The organism is Crocosphaera watsonii WH 8501, from assembly GCF_000167195.1.
Taxonomy (GTDB): Bacteria; Cyanobacteriota; Cyanobacteriia; order Cyanobacteriales; family Microcystaceae; genus Crocosphaera; species Crocosphaera watsonii.
The window spans coordinates 508,571-524,321 of record NZ_AADV02000001.1 but is presented as its reverse complement, the minus strand read 5'-3'; the positions used below and the strand labels follow the sequence as shown (position 1 = coordinate 524,321).

Annotated in this window: 17 protein-coding genes and 2 pseudogenes; 14 read left to right on the top strand and 5 right to left on the bottom strand. The window is 38.0% G+C overall.

Annotated features, from left to right (window positions below):
• Positions 1-55: 55 nt before the first annotated feature.
• Entirely contained in the window at positions 56-820 is a 765-nt protein-coding gene (locus tag CWATDRAFT_RS02630) for a superoxide dismutase (RefSeq protein WP_007303530.1), read from the bottom strand.
• A gap of 552 nt (positions 821-1,372) precedes the next feature.
• Between CWATDRAFT_RS02630 and CWATDRAFT_RS02625 the strand changes: the two genes are divergently transcribed.
• From CWATDRAFT_RS02625 to CWATDRAFT_RS02595, 6 genes and pseudogenes are all read left to right on the top strand, one after another.
• Entirely contained in the window at positions 1,373-1,624 is a 252-nt protein-coding gene (locus tag CWATDRAFT_RS02625; RefSeq protein ID WP_007303529.1) for a hypothetical protein, read from the top strand.
• Positions 1,625-1,702: 78 nt separating this feature from the next.
• Entirely contained in the window at positions 1,703-2,362 is a 660-nt protein-coding gene (locus CWATDRAFT_RS02620; RefSeq protein WP_007303528.1) for a ComF family protein, read from the top strand.
• 44 nt (positions 2,363-2,406) lie between these two features.
• Complete coding sequence (locus tag CWATDRAFT_RS02615; protein WP_232286943.1) at positions 2,407-3,261, top strand: tetratricopeptide repeat protein; 855 nt, start codon at positions 2,407-2,409, stop codon at positions 3,259-3,261.
• Positions 3,262-3,436: 175 nt separating this feature from the next.
• Positions 3,437-5,356: a molecular chaperone DnaK gene (gene dnaK, locus CWATDRAFT_RS02610; protein ID WP_007303526.1), complete on the top strand. Its 1,920-nt coding sequence runs from the start codon at positions 3,437-3,439 to the stop codon at positions 5,354-5,356.
• 173 nt (positions 5,357-5,529) lie between these two features.
• Positions 5,530-7,056, top strand: a pseudogene (locus tag CWATDRAFT_RS32705) (IS5-like element ISCwa2 family transposase).
• Positions 7,057-7,079: 23 nt separating this feature from the next.
• Positions 7,080-8,294: pseudogene (locus CWATDRAFT_RS02595) on the top strand (NF041680 family putative transposase); the annotation flags it as partial.
• Positions 8,295-8,371: 77 nt separating this feature from the next.
• Here the strand turns inward: CWATDRAFT_RS02595 and CWATDRAFT_RS02590 are convergent.
• From CWATDRAFT_RS02590 to CWATDRAFT_RS02575, 4 genes are all read right to left on the bottom strand, one after another.
• Positions 8,372-8,659 carry a hypothetical protein gene (locus CWATDRAFT_RS02590; RefSeq protein WP_007303523.1) on the bottom strand — a complete coding sequence of 96 codons (288 nt, stop codon included), beginning with the start codon at positions 8,657-8,659 and terminating at the stop codon, positions 8,372-8,374.
• A complete protein-coding gene (locus tag CWATDRAFT_RS02585; protein ID WP_007303522.1) occupies positions 8,652-9,764 on the bottom strand; it encodes a tetratricopeptide repeat protein in 1,113 nt (370 codons plus the stop codon). The genes CWATDRAFT_RS02590 and CWATDRAFT_RS02585 overlap by 8 nt, the downstream gene beginning before the upstream one ends.
• 158 nt (positions 9,765-9,922) lie before the next feature.
• Positions 9,923-10,435: a P-loop NTPase family protein gene (locus tag CWATDRAFT_RS02580; protein ID WP_007303521.1), complete on the bottom strand. Its 513-nt coding sequence runs from the start codon at positions 10,433-10,435 to the stop codon at positions 9,923-9,925.
• Positions 10,432-11,658 (bottom strand): bifunctional sterol desaturase/short chain dehydrogenase, encoded by a 1,227-nt coding sequence (locus tag CWATDRAFT_RS02575; protein WP_007303520.1) that lies wholly within the window; start codon positions 11,656-11,658, stop codon positions 10,432-10,434. The genes CWATDRAFT_RS02580 and CWATDRAFT_RS02575 overlap by 4 nt, the downstream gene beginning before the upstream one ends.
• A gap of 227 nt (positions 11,659-11,885) precedes the next feature.
• Here CWATDRAFT_RS02575 and CWATDRAFT_RS02570 point away from each other — a divergent pair, with 227 nt between their 5' ends.
• The 8 genes from CWATDRAFT_RS02570 (at position 11,886) to gloA (ending at position 15,736) form a co-directional block, all read left to right on the top strand.
• Positions 11,886-12,074, top strand: coding sequence for a DUF3285 domain-containing protein (locus tag CWATDRAFT_RS02570; RefSeq protein WP_007303519.1), 189 nt, complete (start codon positions 11,886-11,888; stop codon positions 12,072-12,074).
• A gap of 9 nt (positions 12,075-12,083) precedes the next feature.
• Positions 12,084-12,608, top strand: a complete 525-nt coding sequence (gene ybeY, locus CWATDRAFT_RS02565) for an rRNA maturation RNase YbeY (RefSeq protein WP_007303518.1) — start codon at positions 12,084-12,086, stop codon at positions 12,606-12,608.
• Between the two features lie 90 nt (positions 12,609-12,698).
• On the top strand, positions 12,699-13,208 hold the full coding sequence (locus CWATDRAFT_RS02560) for a diacylglycerol kinase (protein ID WP_007303517.1): 510 nt from the start codon (positions 12,699-12,701) through the stop codon (positions 13,206-13,208).
• 38 nt (positions 13,209-13,246) lie between these two features.
• On the top strand, positions 13,247-13,843 hold the full coding sequence (locus tag CWATDRAFT_RS02555) for an anthranilate synthase component II (RefSeq protein ID WP_007303516.1): 597 nt from the start codon (positions 13,247-13,249) through the stop codon (positions 13,841-13,843).
• Positions 13,844-13,864: 21 nt separating this feature from the next.
• Positions 13,865-14,653 carry an MBL fold metallo-hydrolase gene (locus tag CWATDRAFT_RS02550; RefSeq protein WP_007303515.1) on the top strand — a complete coding sequence of 263 codons (789 nt, stop codon included), beginning with the start codon at positions 13,865-13,867 and terminating at the stop codon, positions 14,651-14,653.
• Between the two features lie 200 nt (positions 14,654-14,853).
• Positions 14,854-15,111, top strand: a complete 258-nt coding sequence (locus tag CWATDRAFT_RS36920; protein ID WP_007309088.1) for a hypothetical protein — start codon at positions 14,854-14,856, stop codon at positions 15,109-15,111.
• Positions 15,054-15,293: a mechanosensitive ion channel family protein gene (locus tag CWATDRAFT_RS41270; RefSeq protein WP_007303514.1), complete on the top strand. Its 240-nt coding sequence runs from the start codon at positions 15,054-15,056 to the stop codon at positions 15,291-15,293. The genes CWATDRAFT_RS36920 and CWATDRAFT_RS41270 overlap by 58 nt, the downstream gene beginning before the upstream one ends.
• Positions 15,294-15,307: 14 nt before the next feature.
• Entirely contained in the window at positions 15,308-15,736 is a 429-nt protein-coding gene (gene gloA / locus CWATDRAFT_RS02540) for a lactoylglutathione lyase (RefSeq protein ID WP_007303513.1), read from the top strand.
• Positions 15,737-15,751: the final 15 nt, after the last annotated feature.

The window sequence follows — 15,751 nt, the reverse complement described above, 5'->3', positions numbered from 1 at the left end:
TACAATATAAACATCTATAGTCTAAATTGATGAAAATCCTATAAGCTGTTCAAAATTAAACGGTTTGTGATTCTTTAAATCGCGCGTTTACCTCATCCCAATTGATGGTATTCCACCAAGCATCGACATAGCTTCCTCGAGAATTTTTATAATTGAGATAATAAGCGTGTTCCCAAACATCAGTACCTAAAATGGGATATTTTCCTTCCATGATAGGGTTATCTTGTCCTGGTGAACTGGTAATTTCTAGACGACCATTTTTATCTCTAACTAACCAAACCCAACCACTACCAAAACGTTTAAAAGATTCAGCCTTAAATTGCGCCTTAAACTCTTCAAAACTACCAAAAGAATTATTAATAGCTGTAGCAAACTCACCATTGGGTTCACCACCACCATTAGGAGTCATAATCGCCCAGAATACAGTATGATTGTAATGACCACCACCGTTATTACGAATTGAAGTACGAATATCTGAGGGAATGTTGTCAATATTTCCTAGTATTTGCTCAAGGGTTTTTCCCTTTAATTCTGGGTGTTTTTCCAGGGTTTTCTTAAACTTTTTGAGATAGCCTCCATGATGCCCAGTATAGTGAATTTCCATAGTTTTAGCGTCTATAAAAGGCTCTAAAGCATTGTAATCATAAGGTAAAGGAGCTTGAACAAAATCACCATTGCTAGTTTGGGCTATTTGACTAACTCTAGTAGTATAAGATGGAACTGCTGAGTAAATGGGGGCGTTATTTAAGTTACCCCAGAGACAGCAAATTAGAAGAACAATCCCGAAAAATAAGAAATTAGCCCGATTGGAAATTTTCATACAAAACCTCTTTAAAATTATTGTTAATTTGAGAAAATATTACCTATTTTAATTACTAATTTAATAAAAATATTAACATTGGTCAACAGAGATTATAACTAAGTAGTGAATAGATTAGTTGCCAAACTGGTTAAATCTATTTAGAAAACTTTACCTATTTAATTAGTTAATTAATAATGGTAATTATTTTTCTTAATTTGGGAATACTAAGAAGACATTTCCTATAGACTTGCAGATATAGCAATCAGTAATGGTTCATGAGATTATCGAGATCCCCCCTAACCCCCCTTAAGACCCCGTCGTTAACGATGGGGTTTGGGGGTTAGAGGGGATCAGTTTCAACATTAATTCTCACAACTGATAACTGATTGCTATAGTAAAGCATTTGCTGATTATCTCCCAATATTCTAAATCCTAAATCAATAGGGGACAAATTGCCCTGAAAATTGCGAAAAAAAGCTTAAGAATTATCCAAGAAACCGAAAACTTACCGCTAGAATGAAGGCACACATTACATCATCACTCTTATCTCTCATATTTTAAGGAGACATCATGACAGAATCTCGTCGAGAACAGTATTTTAATTTGATCGATCAATTAATGCGTTGTCCCAATGGAGAAGAACCCAACGTATTAACCTCCAATAGTGAATTATTGGATCAGGGTTTTATAGAATCTTTAGTCCAAGTTTCTACTATGATGGCCCACGAAAATAACCCCGATGGAGCAAAATTCTTAATCCACGTCGCCCGTCAATTATCAAAAGAATTAGGCTTCTATCCTGAAGTTCCTGTTAATAGTTAAGATAGTTAACAGTGATCGGTAAATTGTCAAGAAAACTGCTCACTGATCACTGGTAACTGATAACTGGAGCAATTGATTATGTTAAAAAATATTCTCTCAATTTTTCTCCAGCCAAATTGTCCTTTGTGTGAAAGAGCAACCACGGAAGAAATTTGTAAATATTGTCAGAAACAACTTAAAAGTCACCAACTAAAAGATCCTAAAAAATCTTCGCAAGGGGACTTACCCTTATTTGTTTGGGGAGAATACGACGGTAAATTAAAACAGGCGATCGCAGCCTTAAAATACGATAAAAGTCCTCAAATTGGAGAACTTTTAGGGTTTTGGTTAGCAGAAAGTTGGGGAAAAAATTATTTAATTAATAGTAAAATAAAACCTTTAATTATTCCAATTCCTCTCCACAAAGCAAAGGAAAAAATAAGAGGATTTAATCAAGCAGAGATCATAGCAAGGGGATTTTGTCAAGGTACAAAATATCCTTTAAACCCAAAAGGTTTAATAAGAATACGTCAAACCAAAGCTATGTTTAGTTTGACTTTTCAAGAAAAAGGAAACAATATTAAAGGAGCATTTAAACTAGGAAAAACCCTAGAAAAACATTCCTTATCCAGACCAGTTTTATTAGTTGATGATATTTATACCACAGGAACAACGTTTAAAGAAGCTGCTAAAATTTTACGGGATAATGGTATTAAAGTGTTAGGGGTGGTTGCCGTTTCTAGTCCTCGTCATTTATAATAAGGCAGATTACGGTGAAGACTAATAACAAAATATTGATTATTTTGCCTAATTTTAAAACCATGATTAAACTCAAAAAAATATATATTACCTTGCTCATTGGTGGTTGTTTTTCTTTTGGAAATATCGCTTTAAATCTTGCAGAGAGTTTTGCTCAAGACAACCCAGAAACCCCCCAAGAAAATGTTTTAGAAGAACCAGAAGAAACCCCATCCTTGACAGCTATAGATTGGTATAATAAAGGGGTTGATGAAATAGAAGCCAGGAACTATCAAGGAGCGATCGCAGCCTTTAGTGAGTCCATTAAACTCGACCCAACTGATGCAGACGCTTATTATAATCGGGGTTATTCTTACCTAGTTTTAGAGAAATTTGAAGAGTCCATTGAGGACTACGATCAAGCCATAGAATTAAAATCCGATTTTGCCTATGCCTATGGAAACCGATGTTATGCTTATTATCAACTAAAAAATCATGAACAAGCCATTACCGATTGTTCAAAAGCCATTGAATTAGAATCTAAATATGGAGACTTTTATATTTATCGGGGCAATGCAAAAGATGATTTAGAAATGCACGAAGCAGCTATTTTGGACTATAACCAAGCCATAATTATTAGCCCCAATAACCCCAAAGCTTATTACAATCGTGCTTTAGCTTATAATCGTTTAGGCAAATCCTTACAAGCAGTGGAAGATTACAGTAAAGCCATTCAATTTAATACCAATTTTGCTGATGCTTATCATAACCGAGGAGTAACTCGATTTAAACTAGAAGAAAAAGAAAAAGCGATCGCCGATCTCAGAAAAGCAGCACAATTATTTAGGCAACAAGGTAACACAGATCATGCCGAAAAATTTTTAAATACCATCAAACAATTAGAAAAAGGAGAAATCTAAGAACTCAGTGATCCCTCAAACCGTCATTTCTAGGTTCGGAAAACTACACTACCCTAGAGAACCCCGATCCAGTCACCATAGATATGAGTCATAAATACTCAAGAAAACCCATTATTAATACTTAGGCTGATTAACAGCATTGAGTAAGTCATATAGTAATTACGGAGTCTAGGATATGGGAAAAGTTGTCGGTATTGATTTAGGAACCACTAACTCTTGTGTAGCGGTAATGGAAGGGGGAAAACCCACCGTTATCGCCAACGCAGAAGGGTTTAGAACCACCCCCTCTGTAGTCGCTTATGCCAAAAACGGCGATCGCTTAGTGGGACAGATCGCTAAGCGTCAAGGGGTAATGAACCCCGATAACACTTTTTATTCAGTGAAACGCTTTATTGGTCGTAAACACGAAGAAGTGACCAACGAAGCTACAGAAGTATCATATAAAGTCTTACGAGATAGCAACGCCAACGTTAAACTAGATTGTCCGGCCCAAAGCAAACAATTTGCCCCCGAAGAAATCTCGGCACAGGTTCTCCGTAAATTAGTCGAAGATGCCAGTAAATACCTCGGTGAAACCGTTACCGAAGCAGTAATTACCGTTCCTGCTTATTTTAACGACTCTCAGCGTCAAGCTACCAAAGACGCGGGAAAAATTGCCGGAATTGAAGTAAAACGGATTATCAACGAACCCACCGCCGCTTCTTTGGCCTACGGGTTAGATAAAAAGAGTAACGAAACCATCCTCGTCTTTGACTTAGGGGGTGGAACCTTCGACGTATCCATTCTCGAAGTAGGGGACGGTGTATTTGAAGTATTAGCTACTTCTGGAGACACCCACTTAGGAGGGGACGACTTTGATAAAAAAATTGTCGACTTTCTCGCCGGAGAATTCCAAAAAAATGAAGGGATTGATCTACGCAAAGATAAACAAGCTTTACAACGGTTGACCGAAGCAGCCGAGAAAGCCAAAATTGAACTCTCTAGCGTCACCCAAAGCGAAATTAACCTGCCCTTCATCACCGCTACCCAAGAAGGTCCCAAACACCTCGACACTACTTTAACACGGGCGCAATTTGAAGAACTCTGTTCCGATCTCATCGATCGCAGTCGCATCCCCGTAGAAAAATCTATGAAGGATGCTAAACTCAGCAATAGCGACATCGATGAAGTGGTACTGGTTGGGGGTTCCACCCGTATTCCTGCGGTACAAGAGTTAGTCCAAAAAATCCTCAACAAAGAACCCAACAAAGGGGTTAACCCCGATGAAGTGGTGGCTATGGGTGCAGCCATTCAAGGGGGTGTATTAGCCGGGGAAGTCAAAGATATCCTTCTGTTGGATGTAACACCTCTCTCCTTGGGTGTAGAAACCTTGGGCGGTGTCATGACCAAAATTATTCCCCGTAACACCACCATTCCCACCAAAAAATCCGAGGTATTCTCCACTGCGGTTGATGGCCAAAGTAATGTAGAAATTCATGTTCTGCAAGGGGAAAGGGAAATGGCCAATGATAACAAAGACTTAGGTTTATTCCGCTTAGATGGTATTCCTGCTGCACCTCGTGGCGTTCCTCAAATCGAAGTTACCTTTGATATCGATGCTAATGGTATCCTCAATGTGACTGCCAAGGATAAAGGCACCGGTAAAGAACAGTCCATTAGTATTACCGGGGCTTCTACCTTACCGGATAACGAAGTCGATCGCATGGTTAAAGAAGCGGAAGCTAATGCTAATGAAGATAAGGAACGTCGGGAAAAAATTGACCGTAAGAACCAAGCTGACTCTTTAGTTTATCAAGCTGATAAACAACTGAGTGAGTTAGGGGATAAAATTCCTGAAGCAGACAAAACTAAAGCTGAAGGGTTGATCAAAGACCTCAAAGATGCGATCGCCCAAGACGATGATGATAAAATCAAGTCTTTAACCGAAGAGTTACAACAACTGCTTTACAGCATTGGTAGCAGCGTTTATCAACAAGCTGGTGGTGCGCCTGGTGAGGCCCCTGGTGCTGATGCTGGAACCCCTCCTGGTGGCGGAACTTCTAGCGGTGGCGATGATGTCATTGACGCAGAATTTTCTGAGTCTGATCCTAAATAATTATTATTGAGTATAGTTTTGAGGAGCATCTTAATTAGGGTTTGCTGAATAAAAGCAAAACCCTATTCTTTAAAAGGTTACACCCATATTCGCGATCGCAAAAAAGATCAGCTTTGTCGGCTACAAACCGCTATAATTGGTAGAAACACCTCCCAGTTGTTGCTCAAGAACAAATGTATCGAAAAGAGGAGCAACCTTTACCGCCCCCAGAAAAATTTGAATTACCTTTCGAGGGCAAATTGTCCCCCAATAATCGTTGGGTAATCATGGCAGAGTTGATACCTTGGGATGATTTTGAGGAAGAATATGCTAAACTTTTTTCAGCAGAAAAAGGTGCGCCAGCCAAACTATTTAGAATGGCATTAGGGACATTAATTATTAAGGAAAAATTAGGAACAAGTGATAGAGAAACTATAGAACAGATTAGAGAAAATCCCTATCTACAATACTTTATAGGTTTAAATTGTTATCAACAAGAGCCACCACTGGAATCTTCAATGCTAGTTCATTTTAGGAAAAGAATTGATGGAGAATTGATAAACAAAATCAATAAAAAAATAGTAAAAAGAGAAATAGACAAGAGTGATAAAGAAGTAAAAAAAAAGGATTGTCTCCAATAAAAAGGAGAAAAAATAAAAAACAAAGGTAAACTAATTTTAGATGCGACTTGTGCGCCAGCAGACATCAAATACCCAACGGATTTAGGCATATTAAATCAAGCCAGAATTGAGACAGAAAGAATAATAGATAATCTTTATAAACCATTAAGAGTAGAATTGAGAAAAAAGCCGAGAACTTCTAGAAAAATTGCTAGAAAGGAATACTTAAAAGTAGCTAAAAAACGAAAAGTATCTTATCAAGAAAGAAGAAAAGCTATCGGGAAACAGTTAAAATACCTTAAGAAAAATTTAGGAAATATAGAAGACTTAATTCAAGCTGGGGCTTCCCTGGAAAATCTGAGTAAAAGACAGAAAAATTGTCTAGAGACTATCAAAAAAGTTTATGAACAACAACAGTCAATGTGGGAGAATAAGACCCAGAGTGTTCCTCAAAGAATTGTAAGTTTAACTCAACCGCATATTCGTCCAATAGTGAGGGGAAAAGCAGGAAAACCAATAGAGTTTGGAGCTAAACTCTCAGTAAGCTGTGTAGATAACTATGTGTTTCTAGACAAAATAAGTTGGGAAAACTTCAATGAATCTTGTCATTTAAAAGAACAAGTAGAAAAGTATAAAGAAACGTTTGGCTATTATCCCGAATCCGTCCATGTAGATAAAATTTATCGAACTAGGGAAAACAGAAATTGGTGTAAGGAAAGAGGGATAAGAATCAGTGGTCCGAAGTTAGGAAGACCTCCGAAAAATGTCAGTGAAGAAGAAAAGAAACAAGCCCACTCCGATGAATGCTTCCGTAATGCTATTGAGGGAAAGTTTGGACAAGCTAAACGAAGATTTAGCCTAAATCTCGTGATGACAAAACTTCCTGAAACCTCCATTACATCTATTGCTATTACATTTTTAGTTGTCAATCTTTCTAAACTTCTGAGGCAGTTTTTGTCGCTTTTTTTGTCCTTATTTACTAATAATAGAACAGGAGAACTCATCAAACCGCCTTTCATTAATTTTGATTATACTTTAAACAATTTTTATGTACTAAAACTTATTGATTTGTCAGAAAATTCTTGGTCAAAAGTGGCATAAATTTTGGAGAAACTTTTTCAGCAAACCCTAATTATGAACAGAGAATTGAGACTTTATTTTCAGCGGTATCGAGAACAATTCCTCCCACTTCAAAACATTATAACTTATTTGGTATTGACACAACTCCCTGTACACGACCGTTTGCCGAAACGTTAGCGGATAAAACCTTTATTCATTACCCCAATCCAATTAAGGGAAATAAACCCATTAATATTGGACATTGTTATTCCGTTGTCTGCGCTTTACCTGACCAAATAGACACAGAAAAAGTCCCTTGGGCTGTCCCCTTATCAGGAGAGCGAGTCCCCTCTAAACATAAAGGAGTAAATCAAGGCAATCAACAACTAAAAAAAATCTGGCAAAGTTCTTTATTTTCTGATAAATTATCTGTCTTAGTGGCTGATAGTGACTACAGCCAAAAGGATTTTATTGGGGAACAAGTTAAGCATGAAGACGTAGTTACTATTACAAGAGTTAGAAGTGACCGAGTTTTTTATCGTCAATTTATTCGGGACCCAAATCAAGCCAAAACTTCGGGACATCCCCGTTGGTATGGGGATAAATTTGACCTTAAAGATGACCAACCTTGGACTGAACCTGATGAAGTTCATCATGTTCCCTTTACAACGAAAAAAGGTCGTCAATTAACAGTGACTATTTCGGGATGGAAACAGATGTTAATGAGAGGAACTAAAAACTATAAAATGAACAATCACCCCTTTACTTTACTCCAGATTGTTGTCAGAGATCAAGAAAGAAATAGTATTTGGAAACCTATGTGGCTTATTGTTATTGGTTCTCGGCGCGATGAGTTAAGTTTAGTTGATTGTTATCAGTGTTATCGACAACGTTATGACATGGAACATCTTTTTCGATTTGGTAAACAAAGATTATTGATGACATCTTATTTAACTCCCGATGTACATCATGAAGAAAATTGGTTTAAACTAACACTTCTTTCTTATGTAAATTTGTGGGCTGCCAGAAAATTAGCTGTGGTTTTACCCCGTGATTGGGAACAGTATTTGAAGACTAATAAATCCATCAAAATCACCCCTAGTCTAGTTCAAAGAGACTTTTCAAGAATAATTACGACCTTGGGGACTTTCGCCAAATTTCCCAAACGTCGAGGTTTTTCTTCCGGACGTATTAAAGGTTACAAAAAAGCCCCACGAACTCGTCATGATGTTATCAAGAAAGGGAGCAAAAAATCAACTGAAAACTTAAAAGCTCCTTAGTTTTCCTCAGAATCTATAGATTAGCCCTATTTGTCAGCCAATTTTATTGACTGATACAGAGCCGATATTTTGGGATTTTAGTTTAGCGTATATTTTACGCTAACAAACTTTTTTTGTCCAAAGTCCAAGTTTCCTTTACGGTTGAGATATTCTGTTAATGTTCGGGCTATATTGCGTAAGAAAGCAGCATTATTGCCTTCTGGTTGTTGTTGTTCCAACCAGTCTGCATATTGGTTTGCTATTTGGATAAACTCTTGATTAATTAACTCCTCATTTTCTTGCAGGATCTTGGGTTCTTCCCCTTGAGGACAGTTTAATAATTCTTCGATTAGATTAAGGTATATTTGTAATGGTTCTTCATTCATATTCTTCAAGGGTTAAGACTTTTGTTGACTGCTCATAAGCTTGGATGGCCGCTTCTATATTCTGGTTCCTTTCCCCTTGGATGCGATCGCTATAAACAGTCCCCAGATTATTTTGTGTCATGGCCCATTCATAAGGAAAAGCCTCACGGGTTCTTATTTCTAAAGACTGCTCATAAGCTTGGATAGCCGCTTCTATATTCTGGTTCCTTTCCCCTTGGATGCGATCGCTATAAACAGTCCCCAGATTATTTTGTGTGGTGGCCCATTCATAAGGAAAAGCATCATGGGTATAGACTTCTAAAGACTGCTCATAAGCTTGGATGGCCGCTTCTATATTCTGGTTTCTTTCCCCTTGGATGCGATCGCTATAAGCAGTCCCCAGATTATTTTGTGTCATAGCCCATTCATAAGGAAAAGCCTCACAGGTATAGACTTCTAACGACTGCTCATAAGCTTGGATAGCATCTTCTATATTCTGGACTCTTTCCCCTCGGATGCTACTATAATAAGCATTCCCCAGATTATTTTGTGTCATAGCCCATTGTTCTGCCATTGTTGCACGGGGACGCATTTCTAACACCGTTTCATACCCTTTAATGGCAATTTCTAGATTATTTGCCCGACTCCCTAAAGGAAACTCATTAATATCAATACATAAATTTTCAATCACCTCGACTATGGCCGTAGCTTCTTCTGGGTTCATTTGAGAAACTGTATTTTTTAACCATTGTGGCAGGAGTTGGGCAAAGACATCATCTAATAGGTGTTGATGCTGCTGTAAGATGGGATAAACCACCGCAGGGTTATTATTACTTTCTATTTCTGCTTGTAATGCTTGTTGTAAAAAGTTGAGATAGTCTTGGATTTTATTTCCTTTGCCCTTGAGATATTCTGTTAATGTTTGGGGGATATTACTTAACCAAGCAGCATTATTGCTTTCTGTTTCTTGTTTTTGCCATAAGTCTGCATATTGCTTAACTACTGGGATAAACTCTTGATTACTTAACCCATCATTTTGTTGCAGGATGGCGGTTTCTTCCCCTTGAGGACAGTTTAGCAATTCTTGGATTGGATTAAAATAGGTTTGTAATTGTTGTTTATTCATGTTCTTAAAGGTTTAAATAAATTCCTCGTCCCTCGGAATTCCACGGATATATTCTAATAATTATCCTCAATACGTTTAAGTATTTCTGCGGTAGTATAGGTAAGAGTAGAGGAATAACTCATAACTTGAATACCTAATAATAGAAAAGTAATACAAATTTAAGCGATTGACTCAAAAAATTCTTTAATATCTTTAGTTGATTTCAGATGATAAACTTTTTTAGTCTTTTCTGCTTCTAAAACATAGTCTCGATATCTAGGAGTTAAACGCTGATGACATAACCAAAGATTGTTATAACTTTGCAGAGAACTTTTCCACAAAGGACTATTTTCTGGCCAACCTTTTGGGGGTACAAAAAACCCTGTAATAAACCGTTTTGTCACCCGCCAAAAATGAACAGGTAAAGGCAAATCAATATAAACCAAAGTGTCTGCTTTTCCCAAGGTTAACCAGACAGTTTCTAGAGAACCAAAACCATCAATTACCCATTCATACTTGTTGATAATTTCCGCATGATTTTGTTTAAATTCTTCATAAGGAACCGCAACACCTCCATGTTTATATTGAATTTTATCCAAGACATAAAGGGGTAAATTTGTCATCTCAGATAACTTTCTACTCAAGGTAGATTTACCCCCACCAGTATTACCAAATACAGCTACTTTTTTCATTCTTCAACAGAATTTGTAAACAAATTAAAGTATAAACTTTGACAAAATTCTTTGATAGGGAACGCAATAAAAGTAATGGGATTAATAGTAACGATAATATTACGAATATCCGATTTTGCACCCTTAATAATTTGCTTAGCAACCCAGTCTGCTGACATCACCCCAATAGGATTCAAATTACTTTTAAATGGTCCTAAAATCAACTTTCTGACCACACAAGGGGCATCCAAACGCCGCAAAGTAATTAAATCGCCCCAAGTTCTTTTACTCAGTTCATAAAGGGGACTAACTGCCGGGTTTACCTCTGCTTCTGAGGTATTAATCCAAACCTCCTTACAAACCTTATCCTTATTTGTTTTAATAGTTTGAAAGAAAGTTTCCATCAATCGCCAACCAGAAAAAGTATTGACTTCGTAAGAATTAATAATAGAAGATTGATCTCTCTTATCATGAACATTCATGCCATGATTAATAATTAAAATATCTACCTTGGCCAAATCTTCCAATAATTCGCTTTCTCTCCCCACCTTCCAAGTTAAAGTTTTAACAGGAACAAATTGCTCATCAATCTCTAAATTGATTGTTTTCCTTTGAGAAGTAAAAGCAACAACTTTAGCCCCATTTAACCGTAACTCCTTCAATAAAGCTAAACCTAACGTTCCCGATGCACCAGTAACAGCAACAGTCTTTCCTTTAAGAGATAAAGAAGTTCCCATAATTTTATCAACTAACGTTAATGTGCCACAATAATAAGCCTTTTGATCATCAAAATGATGTCGCCAATGATAAGAACGATTGACAAACCAAGGATTAGGAAGTGTGGTAAAATCCCCAGGACGGTGAGTAATATCCGTCAACTCATCGATGTAGGGAACCCCTGCACCTCTGGCGATCGCCCCACCCAAAAAAGTCAAGGTATAAATAGATCCCGACCAAGCCAACCAACCATAGGAGATGTTATAGTAATAACAGATCACCCCAGGAATTAAGCTTAGAGTGAGCATAACCAAAGCTTCTGGAATATCATTATACCAGTGTGCTTTACGGTAAATTTCTTCACTGACCCGAGTTAAGTCTGGCTTAAATACCTTATGATGCCAACCATGAAGACGGTATAACGGTTGCCAAACATGGGAAAGGACATGATAACAGTCCCGGACAATCTCCACCCAAACAACGGTACTAATAACAAGGGTAGAAGGGATAATTAGATTCCTTAGCATAAATGAGCTAATTTTAGGTTTTTTCTTTACAAAATAAATTATAAGCCATAACCCCTGCCAATACTAAGAACACAGCAAAGACATTGATAGTGCTATGGGCAAATTTGGGAACCCTTAAGGATAGAGATGTGATTGAGATCAATGAGCAATTTGTCCAAAATCATTGATCTTTCGTAACAAACTGTTACATTAAAAGACGAACTTATGGAAAAATACGGAAGAGTTCTATGACAAATACACCCCCATCTATCCCAGAAAACACCGCAGACACCCCTAAAAGTGAGCCACCACCCAGTTATACAAAACTAGCGATGCGTAATATGGTTCGCAAGGGAGGACTATCCCTGAAGCACTTTTTTCTCACCACCCTGGGACTTTTAGCTTTCTTAATAGGCATTTCTTATTTAACTCGCTAATATAACAGGATGATAGCTTCTGAAACTTCAAATATAGTGATCGAGCTAAATATTCAAGACGTTTTCTGGGTTAATTCAGAGCAAAGGACAATAGCCAACCCTATTTCCCCTCAAACTTGGAAGCAGTGGTTTCAAACATGGTGCAAAACCCTGGGTTTTCATCTCCCAGTAGCCTCTAATTATGAATTAACCCTGAGATTAACTGGAGATAAGGAAATACAAAGCTTAAATGCCCAATATCGTCAGAAAAACCAACCAACTGATGTTTTGGCCTTTGCTACCCTAGAGTGGGATTTTCCTGTTGTTACTCCACCAGAAGACTTGTTAGAACCTTTGTACCTTGGAGATATTATTATTTCCGTGGAAACGGCTCGAAAACAAGCACAACAACAAGATCACCCCCTTAAGCGAGAACTCCCTTGGTTAGCCACCCACGGCTTCCTACATCTGTTAGGATGGGACCACCCAGATGAACCGAGTTTAGAAGAAATGCTTCAACAACAGGAAACATTATTAAGATTAGTCGGTCTCTAAGTGGAAAATTGCTAAACTGTATGTTCTAATTGAACAGACTTCGTAAAAATATTTAATTATTCTGTACCAAACTTAGTAAAACTTAAAATTATGAAAGCCGATTTTAAAATGAGTCAGTCCTCCCCTAGCCCCTTATTTTCCAGTGCAGCAACCTTAACACAGTCCCATCTTCCCCAATATTCAGGAGAAGAAAGCGTTTCAGAGATAAGAAAAAATACTGCTTGGCACATCGCCCCCAACCTATTTTCTAGCTTCAAATACGCTTGGGCAGGTGTTTGTTATGCCTTCATGACTCAGCGCAACTTCCGTATTCATACCGCTATGACAGCCATAGCTTTGAGTATTGGCCTAGTTCTCCACATCAATACTCTAGGAATGGCGATCGTTGCCTTAACTTGTGCCTTGGTTATGGTCTTAGAATTATTGAATACCGCTTTAGAATCTGTGGTAGACTTAACCGTCGGTCAGTCTTATCATGAATTAGCGAAAATTGCCAAAGACTGCGCAGCCGGTGCGGTAATGATTTCAGCCCTAGCTGCTTTGTTAGTAGCCGGGTTCATTATTGCTCCCCCCTTAGTCGCCATCGTCTTTCCTTTCTAAGCTAAAAGCATTAATAACCATCATCGAGGAGATAAGCATTGATTCTCGTTATCGATAATTACGATAGTTTCACCTATAACTTAGTGCAGTATCTAGGGGAATTAGGCTTTAAATGGCCCGTCGCTTCGGATATCCAGGTCTACCGTAATGACAAAATCGATATCCCTAAAATTCGTCATCTCAACCCAGATGGCATTGTTATTTCTCCAGGGCCAGGCCGCCCCGAAGACTCAGGGGTATCTTTAGCCCTACTCCAAGAACTTGGGCCAACGGTCCCCATTTTAGGGGTTTGTCTAGGCCATCAAAGTATGGGGCAAGTATTTGGGGGGAAAGTGGTTTCTGCGTCTATCTTGATGCACGGGAAAACTTCCCCTATTTATCACAATGATCAAGGGGTATTTCAGGGTTTAGATAATCCTTTTGAAGCCACTCGTTACCATAGTTTAGTAGTGGAACGAGAAACCCTGCCCCATGTCCTAGAAATTACAGCTTGGACTGAAGATGGAACCATTATGGGACTACAACATAAAGACTATCCGCACCTCCAAGGGGTACAATTTCATCCAGAAAGTATCTTAACCACATCGGGAAAATCCCTGTTAGAGAACTTTCTCAAAGTATTAAACCCGCAATAAATTCTATTTTTAAGATTAATTATGAAACGGCGACAATTTATGCGTTATGCTGGGGCGAGTGCTATGGCAGCCACTGGTTTGTCTGTATCCTCTCGTTTTCAAACAGTTTCAGCCCAAAGTAAAGACTCTTTATCAATTCAATATTTAGGTCATACCGCCTTCTTATTTACTGGTGGTGGTATCAGAATTTTAGCTAACCCTTTTCGAGCGATCGGTTGTACAGCAGGTTATCGTTTACCTCGGGTTGAGGCGGATCTAGTAATTATTAGTAGTCAAATGTGGGATGAAGGGGCGGCTGAAAACCTACCAGGAAACCCCAAAGTATTGTATGAACCAGGGGTTTACGAAATTAATGGTTTCCGACTACAAGGGGTTGGTATTGCCCACGATCGCCAGGGTGGTAAACGTTTCGGAACTAATGTGGCTTGGCGTTGGACTCAAGGGGGTATCCGTGTGGTCCATTTGGGAGGTGCTGCTGCTCCCATTGATATAGAACAAAAAATTTTATTAGGTAGTCCAGATGTTGCTTTAATTCCTGTTGGGGGTGGTCCAAAAGCCTATAATGCTAACGAGGGAAAACAAGCAATGGAAACGTTGCGTCCTAAGGTGATGATTCCTACCCATTATCGCACCTCAGCCGCCGATGAAGAAACTTGTGATATTGATCCCTTAGCTGGTTTTTTGAACCTAGTTGAAGACATGAATATTAAACAGGTTAATAATAATCAACTTCGCTTAAGATTTGAAGATTTACCCAAAGAAGGAACATTAATTCGTGTCTTGAATTACAAACCAGCTTTAAAAGCTTAAATAATGGACAGTTTTATGAAGCAACATATTTCCTTTTTAATGGTCACAGTTAATAGGCTAAATTTAAGAAAAAGGCTCTTATAACCAGAAAAGTTTAGTTATCTAGTATGGATTTGTTAGAGAAACCATCACCCTTATAATGATAGGTATGAACTCATAACATCAAAGGGAAACTAAACAATTTCGTTTACTGGGAACTTATGTTTGAATTTTTGAAAAATCAATCCTCATACACTCATTCTTTACGTTACAAACTTTTTACAACGGCCTTATTATTAACAACAATATTTCAAGGAAAATTACCAGCAACAGCACAACCCCAACTAATCCCTTTTTTACCAGGAATTACAGATAGTAATAGCTGGCTATCTGACAAATCTCAAGAGACAAATGTAACCACTTGCATTCGCTTGGATGGTCGTTGTTTATTTACAATAACTTTGAACAACGAGGGTTAATTATTCGGGTTTGGATTAAAACAAAACCCCTCAAACAATGGTTGGTTTCTCGGGAGTTTCGTCGTCGTCTGAAAATGGAATTTGATAAGCAAGGTTTGCCCCTACCTGTTCCACAACAAAAAATTTGGTTTACAAATGGTAATATGAAGAATAACGATCCCAGTGATCACCTTGTTGTTTAATTTGAAAATAAATTATGCGTCTTTTACATACGATGTTAAGGGTTAAAGACCTGGAAGAATCCCTTAAATTCTATTGTGATATTTTAGGCATGAAACTACTTCGCCAAAAAGATTATCCAGGGGGTGAGTTTACTCTTGCTTTTGTTGGTTATGGTGATGAGTCCGATAATTCAGTTATAGAATTAACCTATAATTGGGGTGTTGACTCCTATGACTTGGGTGATGCTTATGGACATATTGCTTTAGGAGTCCATGATATCTATGGAACTTGTGAAAAAATTAGAGAGCAAGGTGGCAATATTACCAGAGAACCGGGTCCCATGAAACACGGGACAACAGTTATTGCTTTTGTAGAAGATCCTAACGGTTATAAGGTTGAGTTGATTCAAATAGGAACCCAGGGATCAGCTAAAAAAGAAACAGAAACCGCAAAGGCAGCTTAGTAAAATTAAAGTTTG